Here is an 18056-nt window from a genome sequence, read left to right on the forward strand (position 1 = left end):
CTCTTTATGATTTCATCATTGCTATTAAGCGCTCAGCTGCTTTTTCTGCAAATGCTTGTGCATTAATATCTATATCCATCTCAACAATTTCAACTATTGGATTGTCCAAGTTTTTACGCAATGCAGTAAATAATGCAGCATTTTCTTCAGGACCATAGAAAGACTGTCCTTCTACATCAAGACCCGATAAACCTTTCAAAGGAAGCATTAATACGGTATCTCTTTTTGCCATATTTAACTTTTCAGCAATTACTTCGCCAATTTGGTTATTTTCTTCTTCATTTGTCCGCATTAATGTAACCGTAGGATTATGTTTGTAAAAATTACGCCCTGCAAATTTCTCTGGAACAGAATCAAATGTTCCGAAGTTCACCATATCAATAGCCCCTAAAGAAACAACTTGTGGGATACCTTTTTTAGCCGCTGCTTCTAAACGGCTTGGTCCAGCAGCTAAAACACCGCCAACTAATTCATCTGCCCATTCAGTAGTGGTGAAGTCTAATACGCCATCTATAAAACCTGTTTCGATTAACTGTTCCATTGTACGTCCACCCACACCAGTAGCATGGAATATCAGTACTTCATATCCCCTATCCTCCATATATTTCTTAGCAAAATTCACACAAGGAGTGGTTAAACCAAACATGGTAGCTGCTACTAGCGGTTTCTTTTCAACTTTCAAATCATGCTCAAAGTGAAGCATCCCTACAATCGCAAATACTGCATTTGTAAAAATACGAGTAGAAATAACATTTAGCCCTGCAACATCTACAACAGATGGCATCATCACAATATCGCTTGTACCAACATACGGCTCAGTGTTACCAGAAGCTACAGTAGATACCATCAATTTAGGAACACCTATTGGTAATTTACGCATGCCTGGCGTCGCAATGGATGTACCACCTGTGCCACCGAACGATAGAATGCCATCAAATTTACCTTCAGCATAGAGTTTTGGAATCAGTTGTTCCATGCCTTTTGATAAAACAGCAGTAGCATGTGCTCGATCCTTTTTATCTTGAATTGCTATAATATCTTCTCCAACAATACCTACAACCTCATCATTATTCACATCTGGTTTAAATTGAGGATCAAATACTCCCGTATGAATCGTCAATGTTTTCATACCTAAAGATTCAATAAGTTCTTTTACAAATAGAAACTCTTGTCCTTTTGTATCGAAAGTACCTGTCAATGCGATTGTTTTCAAGTTCATCTCTCCCTTTTAATAAATCTATAAATAACAACAAAGAAAACGCTTTCAAATTTTCTTATTATTAATATACTAACTTATACAGGTAAAATGAATCTGTTTATATTTCATTATCTTTTGTTTATATTAGATTCTATAAATTCTTTTGGAGAAACGCCTCTATGCTTTTTAAAGATGACGCTAAATTGTGCATAGTTTGGGTAACCTACCATTTCAGCCACATTTGTTAATGGTAAAGATTGCTTTTTTAATATATCAACAGCTCTATTCAATCGAAATTCAATTAGATATTGTGTAAAAGCCATACCTACTTCAGATTTAAATAATGTACTTAAATATGAACTTGATAAACTCAATATTTTGGCAATATCACGTAACTGAATTTGATCCATATAATGGAGATGAATATATTTCTTCACAAATTCAATATAGTCTCTTTGACTCCCCATCCCATCAATAATCTTCTCTATTAACTCATCATAATGGAAGTCATCCGATTTCTTAAAAGACTTTGTAATTTGCGTAACTGTTTGTTCAGTTGGTATACGTTCTATAGAAGAGCCCCCAATATAGCCCATAATAGACGTACCGTCATACATAAATTGAACATCTATTGGTTTATTCACGGGACCACCATATATCATATGTATAACCGGCCTATTAAATTGCTCACAACGTTCAAATATTTCCATAGCAAGATTCTTTGCATGTTGCAATGATAAAATCTTCTTAGCTCCAAGAGAACCACCTACTGTTAGTCCCAAATGTACGCAAATAACAGCTGCCCCTGCTTCCATCATTTGCTCTGCCTGTTCTGCATTAAACACAAATGCAACAGTAAATAGCCCTCTCTTATTCGCCATCGCAATAGCATCCACTTCGAGTGCATAACTCATCCCATTTTCCTCTAATGCTTCTCGAAATTGGCCATCTATTAAACCCACACTCGGGAAATTATTAATACCAGCAAATCCTGCTCTTTCAATTTCATTTAGTTTTTCTGCCAATTCGATTGTAGGATCTGTTGCCTGTAATCCAAAGATTACGGGAATATTATTAACAATAGGTATCAACTCTTTCGATGCATAGCTCATAACAAGATCATTGCTATTGTCGTAAGCTAAAAAGCCTCCTAGAGAACTGACTCCCATTTGACGAAATCGACCTGAACTCAAAGCCAATATAAAATCTGCACCTCCAATTTCTGCATACTTGGCAGTCATCCCAGAACCTGCTGCCACTCCAATGAGATGGCCATGCAATTGAAGCTGTTCTTCTAACCTTTTTAAAACATGTTCCTTTACATTCACCTCATACACCACCTAACAAACAATTATTCAAAGTATAGCATTGGTCATAAATCAAATTACAGTAAACACATTATGATGCTAAAGAAATTAAACTTATATTTAAATATGAAGAAAAACAAAACAAATTAGCAAAAATCATAACTCTGGATTAAGCAATACTAAAAAGATGATTTTGTAATCAAAATCTTCTTAACTTTCTTTATGACTTTAATATTATTCATCAAGTAAAAAAATTAAGTCAGTGACTAACCGTACTAATTTTCCCTTTTAAGTTGATTGTTTATTAAAAAATGTTATAAACTTAAAGGTATGCAATAAAGGAGGCAGATAAATGGAATGGATTTCGAATATAGTTGATGAAACAAATAATGTTTTATGGACATATATATTAATCGTATTACTACTAGGTGCTGGTTTGTATTTTACGATTGGGACTAAGTTTGTACAGTTTCGTATGTTTGGCGAAATGTTCCGTTTAATAATGGAGAAAAAGGAAAAGGACGAGGGCGTTTCTGCGTTCCAGGCTTTTACTATTAGTACAGCTTCTCGTGTAGGTACAGGAAATATTACAGGGGTAGCACTAGCTATCGGGGTCGGTGGACCTGGAGCTATATTCTGGATGTGGATTATCGCCATTATCGGAATGGCTACCGCGTTTATTGAAAGTACACTTGCACAGGTTTACAAAGTAAGAGATGGTAACTCTTTCCGTGGCGGTCCTGCTTACTACATGGAAAAAGCGCTAGGCCAACGTAAACTGGCAATAGTCTTTAGTATTCTTTTAACGTTAAGCTTTGGTTTTATCTTCAATGCAGTACAATCCAATACGATTGCTACTTCAGTTGGAGAAGCATTTAATATCCAGCCTTATATCATTGGAATCGTATTAGTTGTGTTAACAGCTATGATTATTTTTGGTGGCGTACATAGAATTGTGAAAGTTACACAAGTAATTGTACCCGTTATGGCCATCTTCTATCTACTCATTGCTCTTTACGTTGTCGTGACTAATCTTTCTGAAATCCCTTCAGTCTTCAGCTTAATATTATCTGAGGCATTCGGCTTGAAAGAAGCTGCTGGAGGAGCTATAGGGGCTGCGATTATGCAAGGTGTACGTCGAGGCTTATTTTCAAATGAAGCTGGTATGGGTAGTGTACCAAATGCAGCTGCTACTGCAAGTACTTCACATCCTGCAAAACAAGGTCTCGTTCAAAGCCTAGGCGTATTCTTTGATACAATTGTTATTTGTTCTGCCACTGCTTTCATTATTATTTTGGCAGGTCTATATTCAACAGGTCCAGATGACGGTATCGTCCTAACTCAAAATTCCTTCGCTGTACACGTAGGAAGTTGGGCTCCATACTTTATAGCAATTGCGATTATTTTCTTCGCATTTAGTTCGATTGTGGGAAATTACTATTATGGTGAAACAAATATCGAATTTATGAACGCACATAAAGGATGGTTAACTGGTTACCGTTTAGTAGTTCTAGGTATGGTCATGTTCGGTTCTGTAGCTCATGTATCACTTGTTTGGAACTTAGCTGATTTATTTATGGGGCTAATGGCGATGTTAAATATCATCATCATTATCTTACTAGGAAAAGTAGCTTTCCGTGTATTAGATGACTTTACTAAACAACGTAAACAAGGTAAAAACCCATCATTTTATGCAAAATCAATTCCGGGATTAAAAAATACGGAATGTTGGGAAGATGAAGATAGATAAGAAAAAAACGTGCAGCATTTGCCTGCACGTTTTTTTTATGGAAAAATATCATATTTTATGGAGCAAATAAGGGGTGCTTAAGTACAAAAAACTGCATCTCCAATTGCCAGTTTACTCCTAACAATTGAGTGCAGTTCAATTTGCTCCCCATTTTATGGCTATGTCGTTCAGCCAAAGCAAGTGTTTGCCCCATTTCCCTTTTTAATTTACAAGAGATTAATTAATGGAATTTAGACTATGCTTGTTAAATAGTGTAATTGGTTTGAGTAAGATAGAATATGTTTTACCAGAAGAATGCCGAAACTAATGCGATCCCAGCAATTGCACCAAGAGCTATACCAAATCCAGTTCCGAATCCAGTCCTGAATCCACCGAATCCAAATCCGTCTCCAAAGAATCCTAAACCAAATCCACCTAGACCTCTATTTGGTTGAATCCAGACCATATCTCTCTCAACTCTAGTAATTCTTCCAACATGGACTCTGCCATCGTGACAAGTAATTCTCACTATTTTCCCATGGTGATTACAACATTGATTATATATACTCATCTCCATCCTCCTCCCATAATTATTTACATACACGTATGCTCTGCTAGTATATGGGAGTGTTAAATTACCGTAATGGACAATCGTCTAGTGAATAAAGGATTAGTCGCTATTTATATTTATCAAAATCAATGAAGTGTCCTAAACATATAATAAAAGACATCAAAACTAAAAGGAGGAGATATATGTCGGTGATCAAAACGCAACCTTGGCTTTATGAGTTTATCGAACTATGTGAAGAGCAGTCTGGTAAAGGAGCATCTTACATACAATGTGAGACCCTATGCGGACCACTCGAAGGATTAAAGCCTAAAGCCAATCCAGAAGTCTGGCAATATGAACTTCAGAATTATGGACTTTTTGAGCCATATGAATGGAACGACTTAAAAAGCACCATTAAGAAGTTAGAAGATCAGAAAGTTTGGCAAATTGTCGAGCAAGAATATCAGTATTTACGGAGATTATGGAAGGGGCCAAAAGTTTCAATCTATATTTTCCCTATAAAAAATGCAAATATGAAGTCAGGAAAGCAAACACCAAATAAAAACGGTGTAGCCTATAGTGGGGCATTATTTTTATTTGTATCTGTAGATCTTCCAATAACAGAACTAAAGGCTTTATTAGCCCATGAATATAACCATGTTTGTCGAATAAAACATTTAAATTTGGATTCAAATAAAATTACGTTAAAAGATTCACTCATCATTGAAGGACTTGGAGAATATGCAGTAAAAGATTTGTATGGTGAAAAATGGCTTGGTCCTTGGGCTAATCTCTACTCATTTGAAGACGCTTCTGCTATATGGAAACGACTCTTTATACCTTCTTTAAATGTTCAAGACATAAATAATCATTACCCTTTTTTATATGGTAAAACTAGAGGTCCACTTCCAAAATGGATTGGTTATCACTTAGGATTTCAGATTGTTGATAGCTATCAAAAAAATCACGGTCCCTTTAATAAAGGAGAGTTATATTATAAATCCTCTGACGAAATAATTGCCGGTTCCAAATTTACAATTGATGAGTAACTGCAAAAGGGTTCTACCAATTCTTCCGAAAAAAAGTTAAGTTAGAAATAGCATTTAAAAGCACGATAACCTATGAAATGACGATAATGAGTTATTAATTCGTTATGCTCTTCCAATAAATCAAAGAGCTCTTTTTTTATGTTATCCGATTGATTAATATCATCTACTTCACTTGGACTAAGTTCAGAAGGTGTATCGATTATTTCAATACGAGTAAATCCAGCTTGTTGAAGCTTTACCCGCCACTCTTCTTCACTTAAAATTTCTTTGATACCATATAAGTTGCATACAGTCCTTTGTAATTCTTTCGACAGGTTCTTTTCTGCTGTCATTTCAAGAAGAATTATCCTTCCATTACTTTTCATAACTCTAGCAAGTTCATGTAACGTCTTTTCAATATCCGTAAACACGATAACAGATTCAGCGATGATGAAATCGAAGGAGTCATCCTCAAAATTCAAACATTCCGCGTCCCCTTCCACTACTTTAACTGAGGCTGGATTATTCTTGAATCGTTCCACTGCTTTTTCTATCATAATTGGATGCTTATCTATTGCAGTCACTTGGCAATTAAATCGTTTTGCCAAAAAAGCTGATGTCTGCCCTGTACCACAACCTACATCTAGTACAGATTCACTTAGCTGAATATTTTCGTCTTCCAATATAGTTTGGGTTAGATTAAACCCACCAGGATGTGCACCACCAATTCCAAAGTAAGCTAATAAGTCTAAGTAAGCGTTAGACACTGGATATCCCTCCTACTTATTATAAGGTTATAGTATGCTTGCTCTTTAGATATGTAGATGTATAGAGTAAGCACTTAACGAAAATATTACTTCATAGTAAATAATTTTTGATACGAAAAAAAGCAACCTTGCAGTAATTGCAGGGTTGCTTTTGCTTTCATAAGAAAGTGATGTTTAAAATTTAGAATATTAAACTTTTGGTATAGATTATATTTCTACTACTTAGTTAAGCTATAAGGTTTGTTGATAGTAAATATAGAAGAGTTGAGGCAGTATTCCACTGCTAATTTGGTTTAGGAATTTCAACCTTTTTCAAAAGGGAATTTTTTTGAGTGAGGTTCACATTTTTGAATAAATGATAAGCTCTAGTAGGAAGATAATATGGAGTCCAAAAGAAAGGATGAGTTAAAATTATGAGTCAACCGTATTTATGCCCACAATGTCGAACTAACCGTACTCGCTTTGCTATTATTGAACAGACTCCTGCTTATGTAAAATTAGATCCACAGAGTGGGGAAGTTATCCAGCAGTATGATAATCCGGAACAATTGCAAATACAATACAATGGAAGCGGGAGGCGCGTTCATTGTGGAGCATGTGGTTTAATAGAAGATGAGCAAAGCTTTATCGCTACTGCTAAGCGCATAAAATTTGGAGAGGGAACTTCGCCCTCGCAAGTAGCAGTCAATCCTAGTGAACAGTTTACACAAAATCAGTTTGATCAGCCTTAGATTTCTCAGATAGATGATAGCAACGGCGAGGAAATTCTTCAAATGCTTTATCAAGACAAACATTACAATTAAGAATCCCACCTTTTTATTAAAACCAACAAGTTCGCCCAATTGTTGATCATTAAAACTACGCCATTATATATAAGGAATCTATCTCGTCTCGAGCTTGTATATAATGGTTTTTCATTACGCAAAAATACACCGATACTATATTACATAACGAAAAGAAGAAATAAAAAAAGAAGCTTCCCAAAAGTTTACACAACTAATGGGAAGCCTCTATTATAATCCTCTATGTTTGCATTTCACTTTCACCTTACATACAAATCCTTATATATCAAGGGTTGTAGCGGTTTATTACATCATGCCGCCCATGCCGCCCATATCAGGCATTGCAGGAGCTGCTGCTTCTTTAATGTTTGCTACAACTGCTTCTGTAGTTAGGAATAGAGCTGCTACAGATGCTGCGTTTTGTAGTGCTGAACGAGTTACTTTAGTTGGATCTACGATACCAGCGTCGATCATGTTAACCCATTCGCCGTTTGCTGCGTTGAAACCAATGCCGTTTTCTTCGCGTTTCAGGCGGTCTACGATGATTGAACCTTCAAGACCTGCGTTGTTAGCGATTTGACGAACTGGTTCTTCAAGAGCACGAAGAACAATTTTAACACCAGTTGCTACGTCGCCTTCGTGTGCTTCTGCAACTTCTGCTACTTTGTTGTAGATGCTTACTAGTGCAACACCACCACCAGCTACAATACCTTCTTGTACTGCTGCGCGAGTTGAGTTTAGAGCATCTTCAATGCGTAGTTTACGTTCTTTAAGTTCTGTTTCAGTTGCAGCACCAACTTTGATTACTGCTACACCACCAGCTAATTTAGCAAGGCGTTCTTGTAGTTTTTCTTTATCGAATTCAGAAGTAGATTCTTCGTATTGTGCACGAATTTGGCCTACGCGAGCTTCGATTGAAGCAATTTCGCCAGCGCCTTCTACTACTGTAGTGTGGTCTTTAGTTACAACAACTTTCGCTGCGCGACCAAGCATATCGATTGAAGTTTGTTTAAGATCTAAACCAATATCTTCAGTGATTACTTGTCCACCAGTTAGGATTGCGATATCTTCTAATAAAGCTTTACGACGGTCACCGAATCCAGGAGCTTTTACTGCTACTGCATTGAATGTACCACGAAGTTTATTCACTACTAATGTAGCAAGTGCTTCGCCTTCTACGTCTTCAGCAATGATTAAAAGTGGTTTACCTTGTTGAACAACTTGTTCAAGTACTGGTAAAATTTCTTGGATGTTAGCGATTTTCTTGTCAGTGATTAAGATGTATGGGTTGTCTAGGACAGCTTCCATTTTATCTGTATCAGTCACCATGTAATGAGATGCATAACCACGATCGAATTGCATACCCTCTACTACATCAAGTTCAGTAGTGAAGCCTTTTGACTCTTCGATAGTAATAACGCCGTCGTTACCAACGCGTTCCATAGCTTCTGCGATTAGTTCGCCTACTTCTTCGTCAGCTGCTGAGATAGCCGCTACTTGAGCGATAGCTTCTTTGTTTTCAACTGGTTTAGAAATAGTTTGTAGTTCAGTAATAGCTGTAGCTACTGCTTTGTCGATACCTTTACGAATACCAACTGGGTTAGCACCAGCTGTAACGTTTTTCAATCCTTCACGGATCATTGCTTGCGCAAGAACTGTTGCAGTAGTAGTACCGTCACCAGCGATTTCGTTAGTTTTAGAAGCAACTTCAGATACAAGTTTTGCACCCATGTTTTCGTATGGATCTTCTAACTCGATTTCTTTTGCGATTGTTACACCATCGTTTGTGATTAGTGGTGAGCCGAAAGTTTTTTCTAGAACTACGTTACGTCCTTTAGGTCCTAATGTTACTTTAACAGCGTCTGCTAATTTATCTACACCACGAAGCATTAAGCTGCGTGCTTCTTCACTAAATTTAATATCTTTTGCCATTGATGCGTACCCCCTGAATAGTTTTTAGTTTCAGTTATTAGCCGATAATAGCCAAAATATCGCTTTCGCGTAAAATTAAATATTCTTTACCTTCATATTTTACTTCTGTACCAGCGTATTGAGAGTAGATAACGCGGTCTCCTTCTTTTACGTTAAGTGGAACAGTTGTACCACTGTCAGTCAAGAAGCCAGTACCTACTGCGATAACGTTACCTTCCTGAGGTTTCTCTTTTGCAGAGTCTGGAAGGACGATGCCGAATGCTGTTTTTTCTTCTACTTCGACTAATTCGATAATAATGCGATCACCTAATGGTCTTAACAAGTGAAACAACCTCCTAGAAATGTGGAATTTATATTTTATTAGCACTCTTAAGTCATGAGTGCTAACACAATTCTAATAATAAAGAATTCCGTCTTTTTTTGCAAGTAAGAAGCATAAATTATTTTGTTTTCGAAAGCGAGTATTCTACAATAGAGATAACACCTTTTTTAAGAGAGGATTTTAAATTTGAAATCAAAGAAAACCGCATTTTTTGTTTTGATTGTCTACATTATTATGCAACTGTCATCTATTCTTTTTTTGAAACCGCTTCTCAAGCTTATACAAAAAATGAATCCTGACCTTAGTTTAAAGACAGCTATACTTATGACCCAAGGTTGGTGGATATTCATCAGTATGGGTACCGCTCTAATCGTTTCACTCATTCTCGTAAAGCGAGACAAAGGTTTTTGGCAAGTTTTTAAAGGTGAAAAAGCTTCTATTCTTATGTCAATTGGCTGGGGTATAATTGGCTTCTTCCTCGTATTCTTTGGCCAAACAGTTGGTGCTCTCATCGAACAAGGTCTAGGCATAAAAACCGGCTCAGAAAATACAGCCAATTTAATTGAAATTGCAGATGTGGCTCCAGTAGCTATTATAGGTATCGTAGTATTTGGACCAATTTTAGAGGAATTTATCTTCCGTCGTGTTATTTTCGGTTCAATTTTCCGAAAAGCTAATTTCTTCATCGCTGCTGCAGTGAGTGCAATTGTCTTTGCCGTTATCCACTTCGACTTTTCACACATCATACTGTATGCGATATCGGGCTTTATATTCGCATTTTTGTATTATAAAACACAACGCATTATTACATCGATTATTGCGCATATGATGCTAAACGGCTTTGTAACTTTAGTTCAACTTTATCAAGATGATCTTATGAGGTTTTTAGGACAGTAAGATTACCAAGCCTACTCTTTTGTTGAGTAGGCTTTTTTGTATATAAATTTAAATAAGGTATATTTCTCATAAAAAAAACCCTACAACCGATTATTCATCAGTCGAAGGGTTATTTGCTAATTCAATCTGGCGTTGCTGTTCTGCTCTTAAATACTTGCGGTAGCCTGCGCGAGAAATAAGGATACTAATCTCATATAAAATACACAGTGGTAATGTTACAAACATATGAGACATAATATCTGGCGGTGTAATGATAGCAGCAATGACTAGTAAGATAAAGTACGCGTATTTCCGTACTTTAGCCAACATCATTGGTGTGATTATACCTAAACGTGTAAGGAATAAAACCACTATTGGCAATTGGAATATTACTCCGAATGGTAAGGTGATTTGCATTAAAAATTGAAAATATTCATTGATTCCTATCGTTTGCTGAACATCTAACTCCACAGACATTTGCATCATAAACTTAATAATATATGGGAATAATACTTCGTAAGAAAATACTACCCCACCTAAGAAAAGTAACACACTGTAAGGAATATAGCTTAATGTTACTCTACGTTCTTTTTCATATAAACCTGGACTGATAAATGACCATATCTGATACAAAATAATAGGTGATGTTATAACAACTGATAAAATGAAAATAACTTGGAAATAGACTTTGACTGGATCTGTTACTTTAAATGAATGCAATTGTAGTTGTTGTGCTTCTTCACTATTAAATTGTAAAAAGTGGATTAACGGTTCTGCTAAGAAAAAGCTACCAACCACACTAATAACAAAGAAAACGGCAACAATGTATAACCGTTTTCTTAATTCTTCTATATGTTCGATAATCGTTAGTTCATTATTGTTCATCCAACTAACATCCTAACTTATTTTTCTTCTACTTTTTTAGTTTCAATGACTTTTTTTGATTCATCTTCGTCATCAGCTAAACCTTTAGTAGCGTTTTTGAATTCGCGGAGAGTAGAACCCATTGCTTTTCCAAGCTCAGGTAATTTCTTCGGTCCGAAAATAAGTAGGGCTACAATCCCAATGATAATAGCACTCCCTGGGCCAATTCCCATAACAGACACCTCCTCATAATATGCTATTATTTTAACTCATTTCGATAAATTATGCTATTTTATTTATGTGAATATTTCGAGTTATTCTTCATCATTTCGCATGAAATATATAAGCGTTTGTAACTCGATAGATAAGTCAATCGTATGCACCCGGATTGAATCCGGTACTGATATTCTAATAGGTGTGAAGTTTAATATACCTCTGACATTCATCTTCACTAGACGATCTGTCATCATCTGAGCAGAGCGTGACGGTACTGTTAAGATAGGAAGCTCTGCTCCGTACTCAACAAACTTGTCCTCTAAAGCATCTGGATGATAAACAGGTATACCACTTATCATTTTACCTTCTAATGGAGCTTTTGTATCAAATGCAACGACAATTTTCGTATTATGATTCTTTTGAAAGTTATATTTCAAAAAGGCGTTCCCTAAATTTCCTACCCCTATTAGTGCAACATTCATACGCTCATCTTGGTCTAAAATATTTCTAAAAAACGCCAGCATTTTCTGGACATCGTAGCCGTAGCCCTTTTTGCCAAGCGCTCCAAAATGAGAAAAGTCTCTACGAATGGTCGCAGAATCAATTTTCATAGCTTCGCTTAATTCCTTTGAAGAGACGCGTTCCTGCCCTGCTTTAGCGAAGTTTTGAATAAATCGATAATAGAGAGGAAGCCTTTTTGTCGTAGCTTGTGGAATTTTAGTTGTTTCGTGTTTCACACAGTTTCCTCCTGCAATCAATCCGAAATCGTTTCAATATTACATGACGATTGTTCTCCTGTAAAGCTATCTCATTGCACCCTACTGCGCAATCCGATAAACTAAGATTGAACTGAGGTGTCTAAAATGATTGTTTTACAAGTCAATCAATTATATAAATCTTACATTGCGGACGAAATTTTAAGCGGCGTTAAGCTAGAAGTACAGCATCGAGATCGTGTTGCACTTGTTGGCCGTAACGGCGCTGGTAAATCTACATTACTGAAAATTATAGCGGGTCAGCTTTCTTATGATTCTGGTGATATCATAATGCCAAAAGATGTTCGCCTAGGATATTTAGAACAGCATGCTGGTTTAGAATCTTCTCTAACTATATGGGAAGAGATGATGACTATTTTCGAACCAATAAAAAAACAAGAACAGCAGTTACGAAACTTAGAGCATAAAATGGCTGATCCAGCTGTTTATGAGGATGCAGAAACTTATGCTAAGGTAATGGCTGAGTACGATCAATTACAGCATGACTTCAAAGAGCAAGGTGGCTATCAATACGAAGCCGATACACGCTCCGTTTTGCATGGTATGCAATTCTATCCAGCTGATTATGATAAGTATATTTCTGCCCTTTCTGGTGGACAGCGTACGCGTCTTGCCCTTGCAAAGCTTCTTTTAACTAAACCTGATTTGCTAATCTTGGACGAACCTACTAACCATCTAGACATTGAAACATTAAGCTGGCTTGAAAACTATTTAAAAAATTATGACGGGGCTATTTTAATCGTATCACATGACCGCTATTTCTTGGACCAAGTTGTATCTATTGTGTACGAAGTTTCTCGTCATCATGTCACAAAGTTCACAGGTAACTATAGTCGCTACTTAGATGAGAAAGCGAAAAACTATGAACGTGATATGAAACTATTCGAAAAGCAACAAGATGAAAAAGCAAAATTAGAAGTCTTTATCCAAAAAAATATTGCTCGTGCTTCAACGACAAAAATGGCTCAAAGCCGACGTAAAGTACTAGAGAAAACGGATTGGATGGATTCACCTGATGGCGATGAAAAATCAGCAACATTTACCTTTGGTATTGACCGACAAAGCGGTAATGATGTACTTGCAGTGAATGATGTGGCGATAGGCTATGAAGGAAAATTAGTATCTCAACATATTAATATGCGTATTTTCCGCGAAGATCGCATCGCGCTTGTTGGACCAAATGGTGTTGGTAAATCTACACTGCTAAAAACCATTGTGAAGGACAAACCTGTACTTGCAGGAGACATTCATTATGGTACGAATATTCAAATCGGTTATTATGACCAAGAGCAAGCGAAACTTACAAGCAATAAAACTGTTTTAAAAGAGCTCTGGGATGAATGGCCATTGATGAACGAAAAAGACATTCGCACAGTACTAGGTCGTTTCCTATTCTCTGGTGATGATGTTAGTAAAATCGTACAAGATTTATCGGGTGGGGAAAAGGCACGTCTTGCACTCGCGAAATTAATGCTTCAAAAATGTAATTTCCTTATTCTTGATGAACCGACGAACCATTTAGACTTAGATAGTAAAGAAATATTGGAAAATGCGCTCATCGATTACCCAGGCACATTACTATTTGTTTCGCATGACCGTTATTTCATTAATCGTATTGCTACAAAAGTTATTGATTTATCAGCGGATGGAAGCTTTGAATATTTAGGTGATTATGATTATTTCTTAGAGAAGAAAAAAGAGCTTGAAGAATTAGCAGCTGAAAAACTCGCTGCAATGCCTCTCCCAAAAGAGCAAGCTCCTGAGAAAGTGACTACTAATGGAAAAATCGATAAGGAAGCGAAAAAGAAAGAACGTCAAATACGTCGACGGATTGAAGAGATTGAAGACAGTATGGCAAACTATGAAGAACAAATTCGTTTCATAGAAGAGCAATTGTGCGATCCAGAAATCTTCCCTGATCACGAAAAAGTAATGGCCCTTCAACAACAGCTTGATGAAACCAAAGAAGAACATGAAACAGCTGAAATGGAATGGCTTGGACTAAACGAACAACTTGAAATGTTTTAAATGAAAACCGCGTGTCGATAAGCACGCGGTTTTTGTCGTATAAGAACAATTCATGTCCCATATATAGGTCAAGAAGAAAATTTACGTATTTTTTATCCACTGCGTTATACACATCATAAATCCTTTATTACCAATGTATTAACATAGTTATACACATTATCCACAGTATAAATTTATTTTACACACATTTAGCTGTGCAAAAGACAATACTATATATTGAAAACGCACATCTTATCCACAAGTTATCCACAGATTGTGCATAAGTACGGATGTTCGCATTTTTCGACCCTTGTTCCCATTTTATGAAAAAAAGATCACTTTCTGACGAAAGTAATCTTTTCTCATACACAATTTAGTTTCAGTAAATAGAAGTGATATTATTTATGCCAAGATACCAATTCCATACCCGGTCGTCCATTCATTGCCATATCGCTACGTTTTCCAGCTTCAAACATAAATGTACCTGCAGCAGCAATCATCGCAGCATTATCTGTACATAACTTAAGCGGAGGCACATAAAAAGGAATTCCCTCATTAGCAAATGTTTCTTCTAATGATTTACGCAGACCTTTATTAGCGGAAACACCTCCAGCTGCAATTACTTGCTTTACATTGAACTGACGCGCCGCTCGTAATGTTTTCGCTGTTAATACTTCTACAACACTATCTTGGAACCCTTTGGCAACATGCAATGGATTCACTTCGATGCCTCGTTGCTCGGCATTATGCTTATAGTTAATCACTGCAGATTTTAAACCACTAAAGCTGAAATCATATGAATCCTCTTCCAGCCAAACTCTAGGAAATTTAACTGCTTCATCACTCTCATGCGCCATACGATCAATGTGCGGACCACCTGGATATTGAATATTCAATACGCGAGCTACCTTATCATAAGCCTCACCAGCAGCATCATCACGTGTTTCTCCGATCAATTCAAATGAGCCATGTTCCTTCATGAAAACAAGTTCTGTATGTCCACCAGATACGACTAGAGCAAGTAAAGGAAATTCCATCGGCTGCATTAAAGCATTTGCATATATATGCCCTGCAATATGATGCACGCCTATTAATGGGAGACCATTAGCAAATGCAAAAGCCTTCGCCGCATTAATACCTATTAAAAGTGCACCAACTAATCCAGGTCCCTCCGTAACAGCTACCGCATCCAAATCCTCAGGCTTCATATTCGCCTGCGCTAATGCCTCTTCAATCACAAGTGTCACTTGCTCTACATGGTGTCTTGAAGCAATTTCTGGTACAACACCACCAAAACGTTTATGACTCTCAATTTGAGATGCCACTACATTTGACACGATTTCACACCCATTTTTGACAATAGAAGCTGCTGTTTCATCGCAACTACTTTCGATTCCTAATATATATCGATTTTCCATTATAAATTCACCCACATGACAAGAGCGTCCTCTTGATTATCAGTATAGTATCCTTTACGGATACCTCCATCTTGAAAGCCAAGTTTACGATAAAGATTTTGGGCAACTGTATTTGTAACACGTACTTCTAAACTCATGACAACGACTGCCCGTTCACGAGCGATACGAATTGCTTCACGCATTAGCCCTTCACCTATTCCTAAACCCCTAGCAGATGCCGTTACTGCCACATTTGTAATTTGACTTTCATCTAATACAATCCACATGCCACAAAACCCTATAATCTGCTCTGCGCCGTCCACAGCAACAACATAGGTAGCTTGTGTATTTGTAGTCATTTCATGATAAAAAGAATCCATCGTCCACGGTGAAGGAAATACTTCAACTTCAATCGCATGCACTGCTGGTACATCCGCCACTGTCATCTCTCGATAAGTAATCATCGTTTCACCTATTACTGACCTTTCTGCTCTTTTATCCAATTTGCCTCAGCCTCAGCTAAACGACGATATTGAGGTACAAATGAATGTACAGCTTCAATATCAGGCAATTCTTGTTGTGAAGCCAATTGAATAAGCTGACTAGCACTAGGAAGATCTAAAGTAAAAGGTGCACGTACCGCATGATTTCCTAATTGAGCTAGAATTGATTCCCAAAATAAATCCACATCATGTCCAACGAACATTACCGGTACATTTAAGTCCTTTAATTTTTCAAGTAAGCCTTCCAAGCTATAATGCCCATCCTCAACTACTGACGTTAAACCTGCAGTCGTATTATATGCACCTGCATAGACATTTTGTCTTCTAGCATCGATAATAGAGCATATAACTCCATTATAGAGTGCTGCATTTGCTGCTAAAAGCTTTAAGCTAGAAATACCAACTAGTGGTTTTTTCAGCGTCCAAGCAAGTGTCTTAGCGATCGTAACACCAATACGCACACCAGTATAAGAACCAGGACCCTCACCAACTGCAATTGCATCAATTTCAGCTGGTTTCATCTTTGTTCTTTCAAACAATCGCTCAATCGCTGGCATAGCCCCGATTGAATGATTTAATTTAATATTCGCTACTTCCTCCGCTACAACTTGACCATCTTTTACAATGGCTACAGCTAACGGGGAATTCGATGTATCTATTCCTAACCAAATCATTTCATTAACTCCTCACACAATCGTTCATAACGCTTTCCGATTGGTTTCAATAAAAATCGTCTTTTATTCTCATCTATTCGATGGATTTCAATCCCTAGACGTTCAGCAGGTAGATCTTGTTCAATTAGATGCGCCCATTCTATTACAGACACGGCATCACCGAAAAACAACTCATCCCAGCCTAAATCTTCATCGCTATCAGCTAGTCGATAGACATCTAAATGATTGAATGGCAATCTACCTTCATATTGCTTTAATATTGTAAAGGTTGGGCTATTCACTGTACGTGTAATTCCCAATCCCTTAGCCAAAGACTGTGTAAAAGTTGTCTTACCTGCACCAAGATCTCCTTCAAGTGTAATCGTATCCTGTGCTTCCAGCAAATCAGCCAGTTTCAAAGCAAGACTTTTTGTTTCTTCTAATGAATTAACCAATATCTCCATTGTCATTCGACCTTATCCTCTCAAACTTACATTAACTATAGTTTACCTAAAGCATCGCAAATGTTCAAAGTGAACGAGCTAAAAAATTTTTAGACATAAAAAAATAACACAGCTACATTAGCTGTGTTTACATTTGAATTTAAAAGTAAATGGCGGTCCGGACGGGACTCGAACCCGCGACCTCCTGCGTGACAGGCAGGCATTCTAACCAACTGAACTACCGGACCATTTCTTTAAGACAAGATTTATTATATCAGCTAATCTACGCTTTAGCAATAGTTTTTCATAAAAAAATTACTTTTATATAAAATACTTTTACTTTATCCAGCTAATATTGTATGATTCAAGCATTTCTAACACTTTAAACTATCTATCAGTAATAGTTTTAATAATGAAGTTACATTACCTCTCTATAAATAAGAACATTCAAAAGTTGTAAATCTCAAACTTTCTTAAATAATGAATTTCCTTTGCCAAGCAAATTGGAATCACTATATTCACCTTACCATCTCACCAATTAAATTTGTCATAGGAATGAAACTTATAATAATATTAAAAATCGCATTTAATGATAGAGAAATCTCAAATATCATTACATTTTAAGAAATAAAAAAGCACAACTGATTAAATCAGTTGTGCTTTAATGTGCCTAGCAACGTCCTACTCTCACAGGGGGAAACCCCCA

Annotated in this window: 17 protein-coding genes, 1 tRNA gene and 1 pseudogene; 5 read left to right on the forward strand and 14 right to left on the reverse strand. The window is 36.8% G+C overall.

What is annotated here, in order from left to right; all coding sequences use genetic code 11:
• Window positions 1-4: 4 nt before the first annotated feature.
• Together AMD00_RS21045 and AMD00_RS21050 are read right to left on the reverse strand one after the other, a co-directional pair.
• Window positions 5-1213 carry a Tm-1-like ATP-binding domain-containing protein gene (locus AMD00_RS21045; RefSeq protein ID WP_053418954.1) on the reverse strand — a complete coding sequence of 403 codons (1209 nt, stop codon included), beginning with the start codon at window positions 1211-1213 and terminating at the stop codon, window positions 5-7.
• Window positions 1214-1326: 113 nt separating this feature from the next.
• Entirely contained in the window at window positions 1327-2526 is a 1200-nt protein-coding gene (locus AMD00_RS21050; protein ID WP_053418955.1) for a phosphoenolpyruvate hydrolase family protein, read from the reverse strand.
• A gap of 331 nt (window positions 2527-2857) precedes the next feature.
• Between AMD00_RS21050 and AMD00_RS21055 the strand changes: the two genes are divergently transcribed.
• Entirely contained in the window at window positions 2858-4255 is a 1398-nt protein-coding gene (locus AMD00_RS21055; RefSeq protein WP_053418956.1) for an alanine/glycine:cation symporter family protein, read from the forward strand.
• A gap of 283 nt (window positions 4256-4538) precedes the next feature.
• Here the strand turns inward: AMD00_RS21055 and AMD00_RS21060 are convergent, their stop codons facing one another.
• A complete protein-coding gene (locus tag AMD00_RS21060) occupies window positions 4539-4805 on the reverse strand; it encodes a hypothetical protein (protein ID WP_157059307.1) in 267 nt (88 codons plus the stop codon).
• A 182-nt stretch (window positions 4806-4987) separates the two neighbouring features.
• Between AMD00_RS21060 and AMD00_RS21065 the strand changes: the two genes are divergently transcribed.
• Window positions 4988-5833 (forward strand): DUF2268 domain-containing protein, encoded by an 846-nt coding sequence (locus AMD00_RS21065; RefSeq protein WP_053418958.1) that lies wholly within the window; start codon window positions 4988-4990, stop codon window positions 5831-5833.
• A gap of 41 nt (window positions 5834-5874) precedes the next feature.
• Here the strand turns inward: AMD00_RS21065 and AMD00_RS21070 are convergent, their stop codons facing one another.
• On the reverse strand, window positions 5875-6579 hold the full coding sequence (locus tag AMD00_RS21070; protein ID WP_053418959.1) for a class I SAM-dependent methyltransferase: 705 nt from the start codon (window positions 6577-6579) through the stop codon (window positions 5875-5877).
• 413 nt (window positions 6580-6992) lie between these two features.
• Here AMD00_RS21070 and AMD00_RS24355 point away from each other — a divergent pair.
• Window positions 6993-7098, forward strand: a pseudogene (locus tag AMD00_RS24355) (DNA alkylation repair protein); the annotation flags it as partial.
• 569 nt (window positions 7099-7667) lie between these two features.
• Here the strand turns inward: AMD00_RS24355 and groL are convergent.
• Window positions 7668-9293, reverse strand: a complete 1626-nt coding sequence (groL, locus tag AMD00_RS21080) for a chaperonin GroEL (RefSeq protein ID WP_053418960.1) — start codon at window positions 9291-9293, stop codon at window positions 7668-7670.
• A 37-nt stretch (window positions 9294-9330) separates the two neighbouring features.
• The gene (groES, locus tag AMD00_RS21085; protein WP_038179465.1) at window positions 9331-9615 is read right to left on the reverse strand and encodes a co-chaperone GroES; all 285 of its coding nucleotides are present in this window, start codon (window positions 9613-9615) and stop codon (window positions 9331-9333) included.
• A 186-nt stretch (window positions 9616-9801) separates the two neighbouring features.
• On the opposite strand from groES, the gene AMD00_RS21090 reads away from it, so the two are divergent.
• Window positions 9802-10512: a CPBP family intramembrane glutamic endopeptidase gene (locus AMD00_RS21090; RefSeq protein WP_053418961.1), complete on the forward strand. Its 711-nt coding sequence runs from the start codon at window positions 9802-9804 to the stop codon at window positions 10510-10512.
• A gap of 90 nt (window positions 10513-10602) precedes the next feature.
• Here the strand turns inward: AMD00_RS21090 and tatC are convergent, their stop codons facing one another.
• The 3 genes from tatC to AMD00_RS21105 form a co-directional block, all read right to left on the reverse strand.
• Window positions 10603-11376, reverse strand: a complete 774-nt coding sequence (gene tatC, locus AMD00_RS21095; protein ID WP_053418962.1) for a twin-arginine translocase subunit TatC — start codon at window positions 11374-11376, stop codon at window positions 10603-10605.
• Window positions 11377-11393: 17 nt separating this feature from the next.
• Window positions 11394-11588: a twin-arginine translocase TatA/TatE family subunit gene (locus AMD00_RS21100; protein WP_053418963.1), complete on the reverse strand. Its 195-nt coding sequence runs from the start codon at window positions 11586-11588 to the stop codon at window positions 11394-11396.
• 81 nt (window positions 11589-11669) lie between these two features.
• Window positions 11670-12308: a redox-sensing transcriptional repressor Rex gene (locus tag AMD00_RS21105; RefSeq protein WP_038179479.1), complete on the reverse strand. Its 639-nt coding sequence runs from the start codon at window positions 12306-12308 to the stop codon at window positions 11670-11672.
• Window positions 12309-12434: 126 nt separating this feature from the next.
• Between AMD00_RS21105 and AMD00_RS21110 the strand changes: the two genes are divergently transcribed.
• On the forward strand, window positions 12435-14375 hold the full coding sequence (locus AMD00_RS21110) for an ABC-F family ATP-binding cassette domain-containing protein (protein WP_053418964.1): 1941 nt from the start codon (window positions 12435-12437) through the stop codon (window positions 14373-14375).
• Window positions 14376-14752: 377 nt separating this feature from the next.
• Here AMD00_RS21110 and tsaD read toward each other — a convergent pair whose 3' ends face one another.
• From tsaD to AMD00_RS21135, 5 genes are all read right to left on the reverse strand, one after another.
• Window positions 14753-15772, reverse strand: a complete 1020-nt coding sequence (tsaD, locus tag AMD00_RS21115) for a tRNA (adenosine(37)-N6)-threonylcarbamoyltransferase complex transferase subunit TsaD (protein ID WP_053418991.1) — start codon at window positions 15770-15772, stop codon at window positions 14753-14755.
• Window positions 15772-16215, reverse strand: a complete 444-nt coding sequence (rimI, locus tag AMD00_RS21120) for a ribosomal protein S18-alanine N-acetyltransferase (protein ID WP_053418992.1) — start codon at window positions 16213-16215, stop codon at window positions 15772-15774. Before rimI ends, tsaD begins: the two co-directional genes overlap by 1 nt.
• Before the next feature lie 11 nt (window positions 16216-16226).
• On the reverse strand, window positions 16227-16928 hold the full coding sequence (gene tsaB / locus AMD00_RS21125) for a tRNA (adenosine(37)-N6)-threonylcarbamoyltransferase complex dimerization subunit type 1 TsaB (protein ID WP_053418965.1): 702 nt from the start codon (window positions 16926-16928) through the stop codon (window positions 16227-16229).
• Window positions 16925-17377 carry a tRNA (adenosine(37)-N6)-threonylcarbamoyltransferase complex ATPase subunit type 1 TsaE gene (gene tsaE, locus AMD00_RS21130; protein WP_053418966.1) on the reverse strand — a complete coding sequence of 151 codons (453 nt, stop codon included), beginning with the start codon at window positions 17375-17377 and terminating at the stop codon, window positions 16925-16927. The genes tsaB and tsaE overlap by 4 nt, the downstream gene beginning before the upstream one ends.
• 144 nt (window positions 17378-17521) lie before the next feature.
• A tRNA-Asp gene (locus AMD00_RS21135) sits at window positions 17522-17598 on the reverse strand.
• Window positions 17599-18056: the final 458 nt, after the last annotated feature.

Source organism: Viridibacillus arvi (genome assembly GCF_001274945.1).
Classification (GTDB): domain Bacteria; phylum Bacillota; class Bacilli; order Bacillales_A; family Planococcaceae; genus Viridibacillus; species Viridibacillus arvi.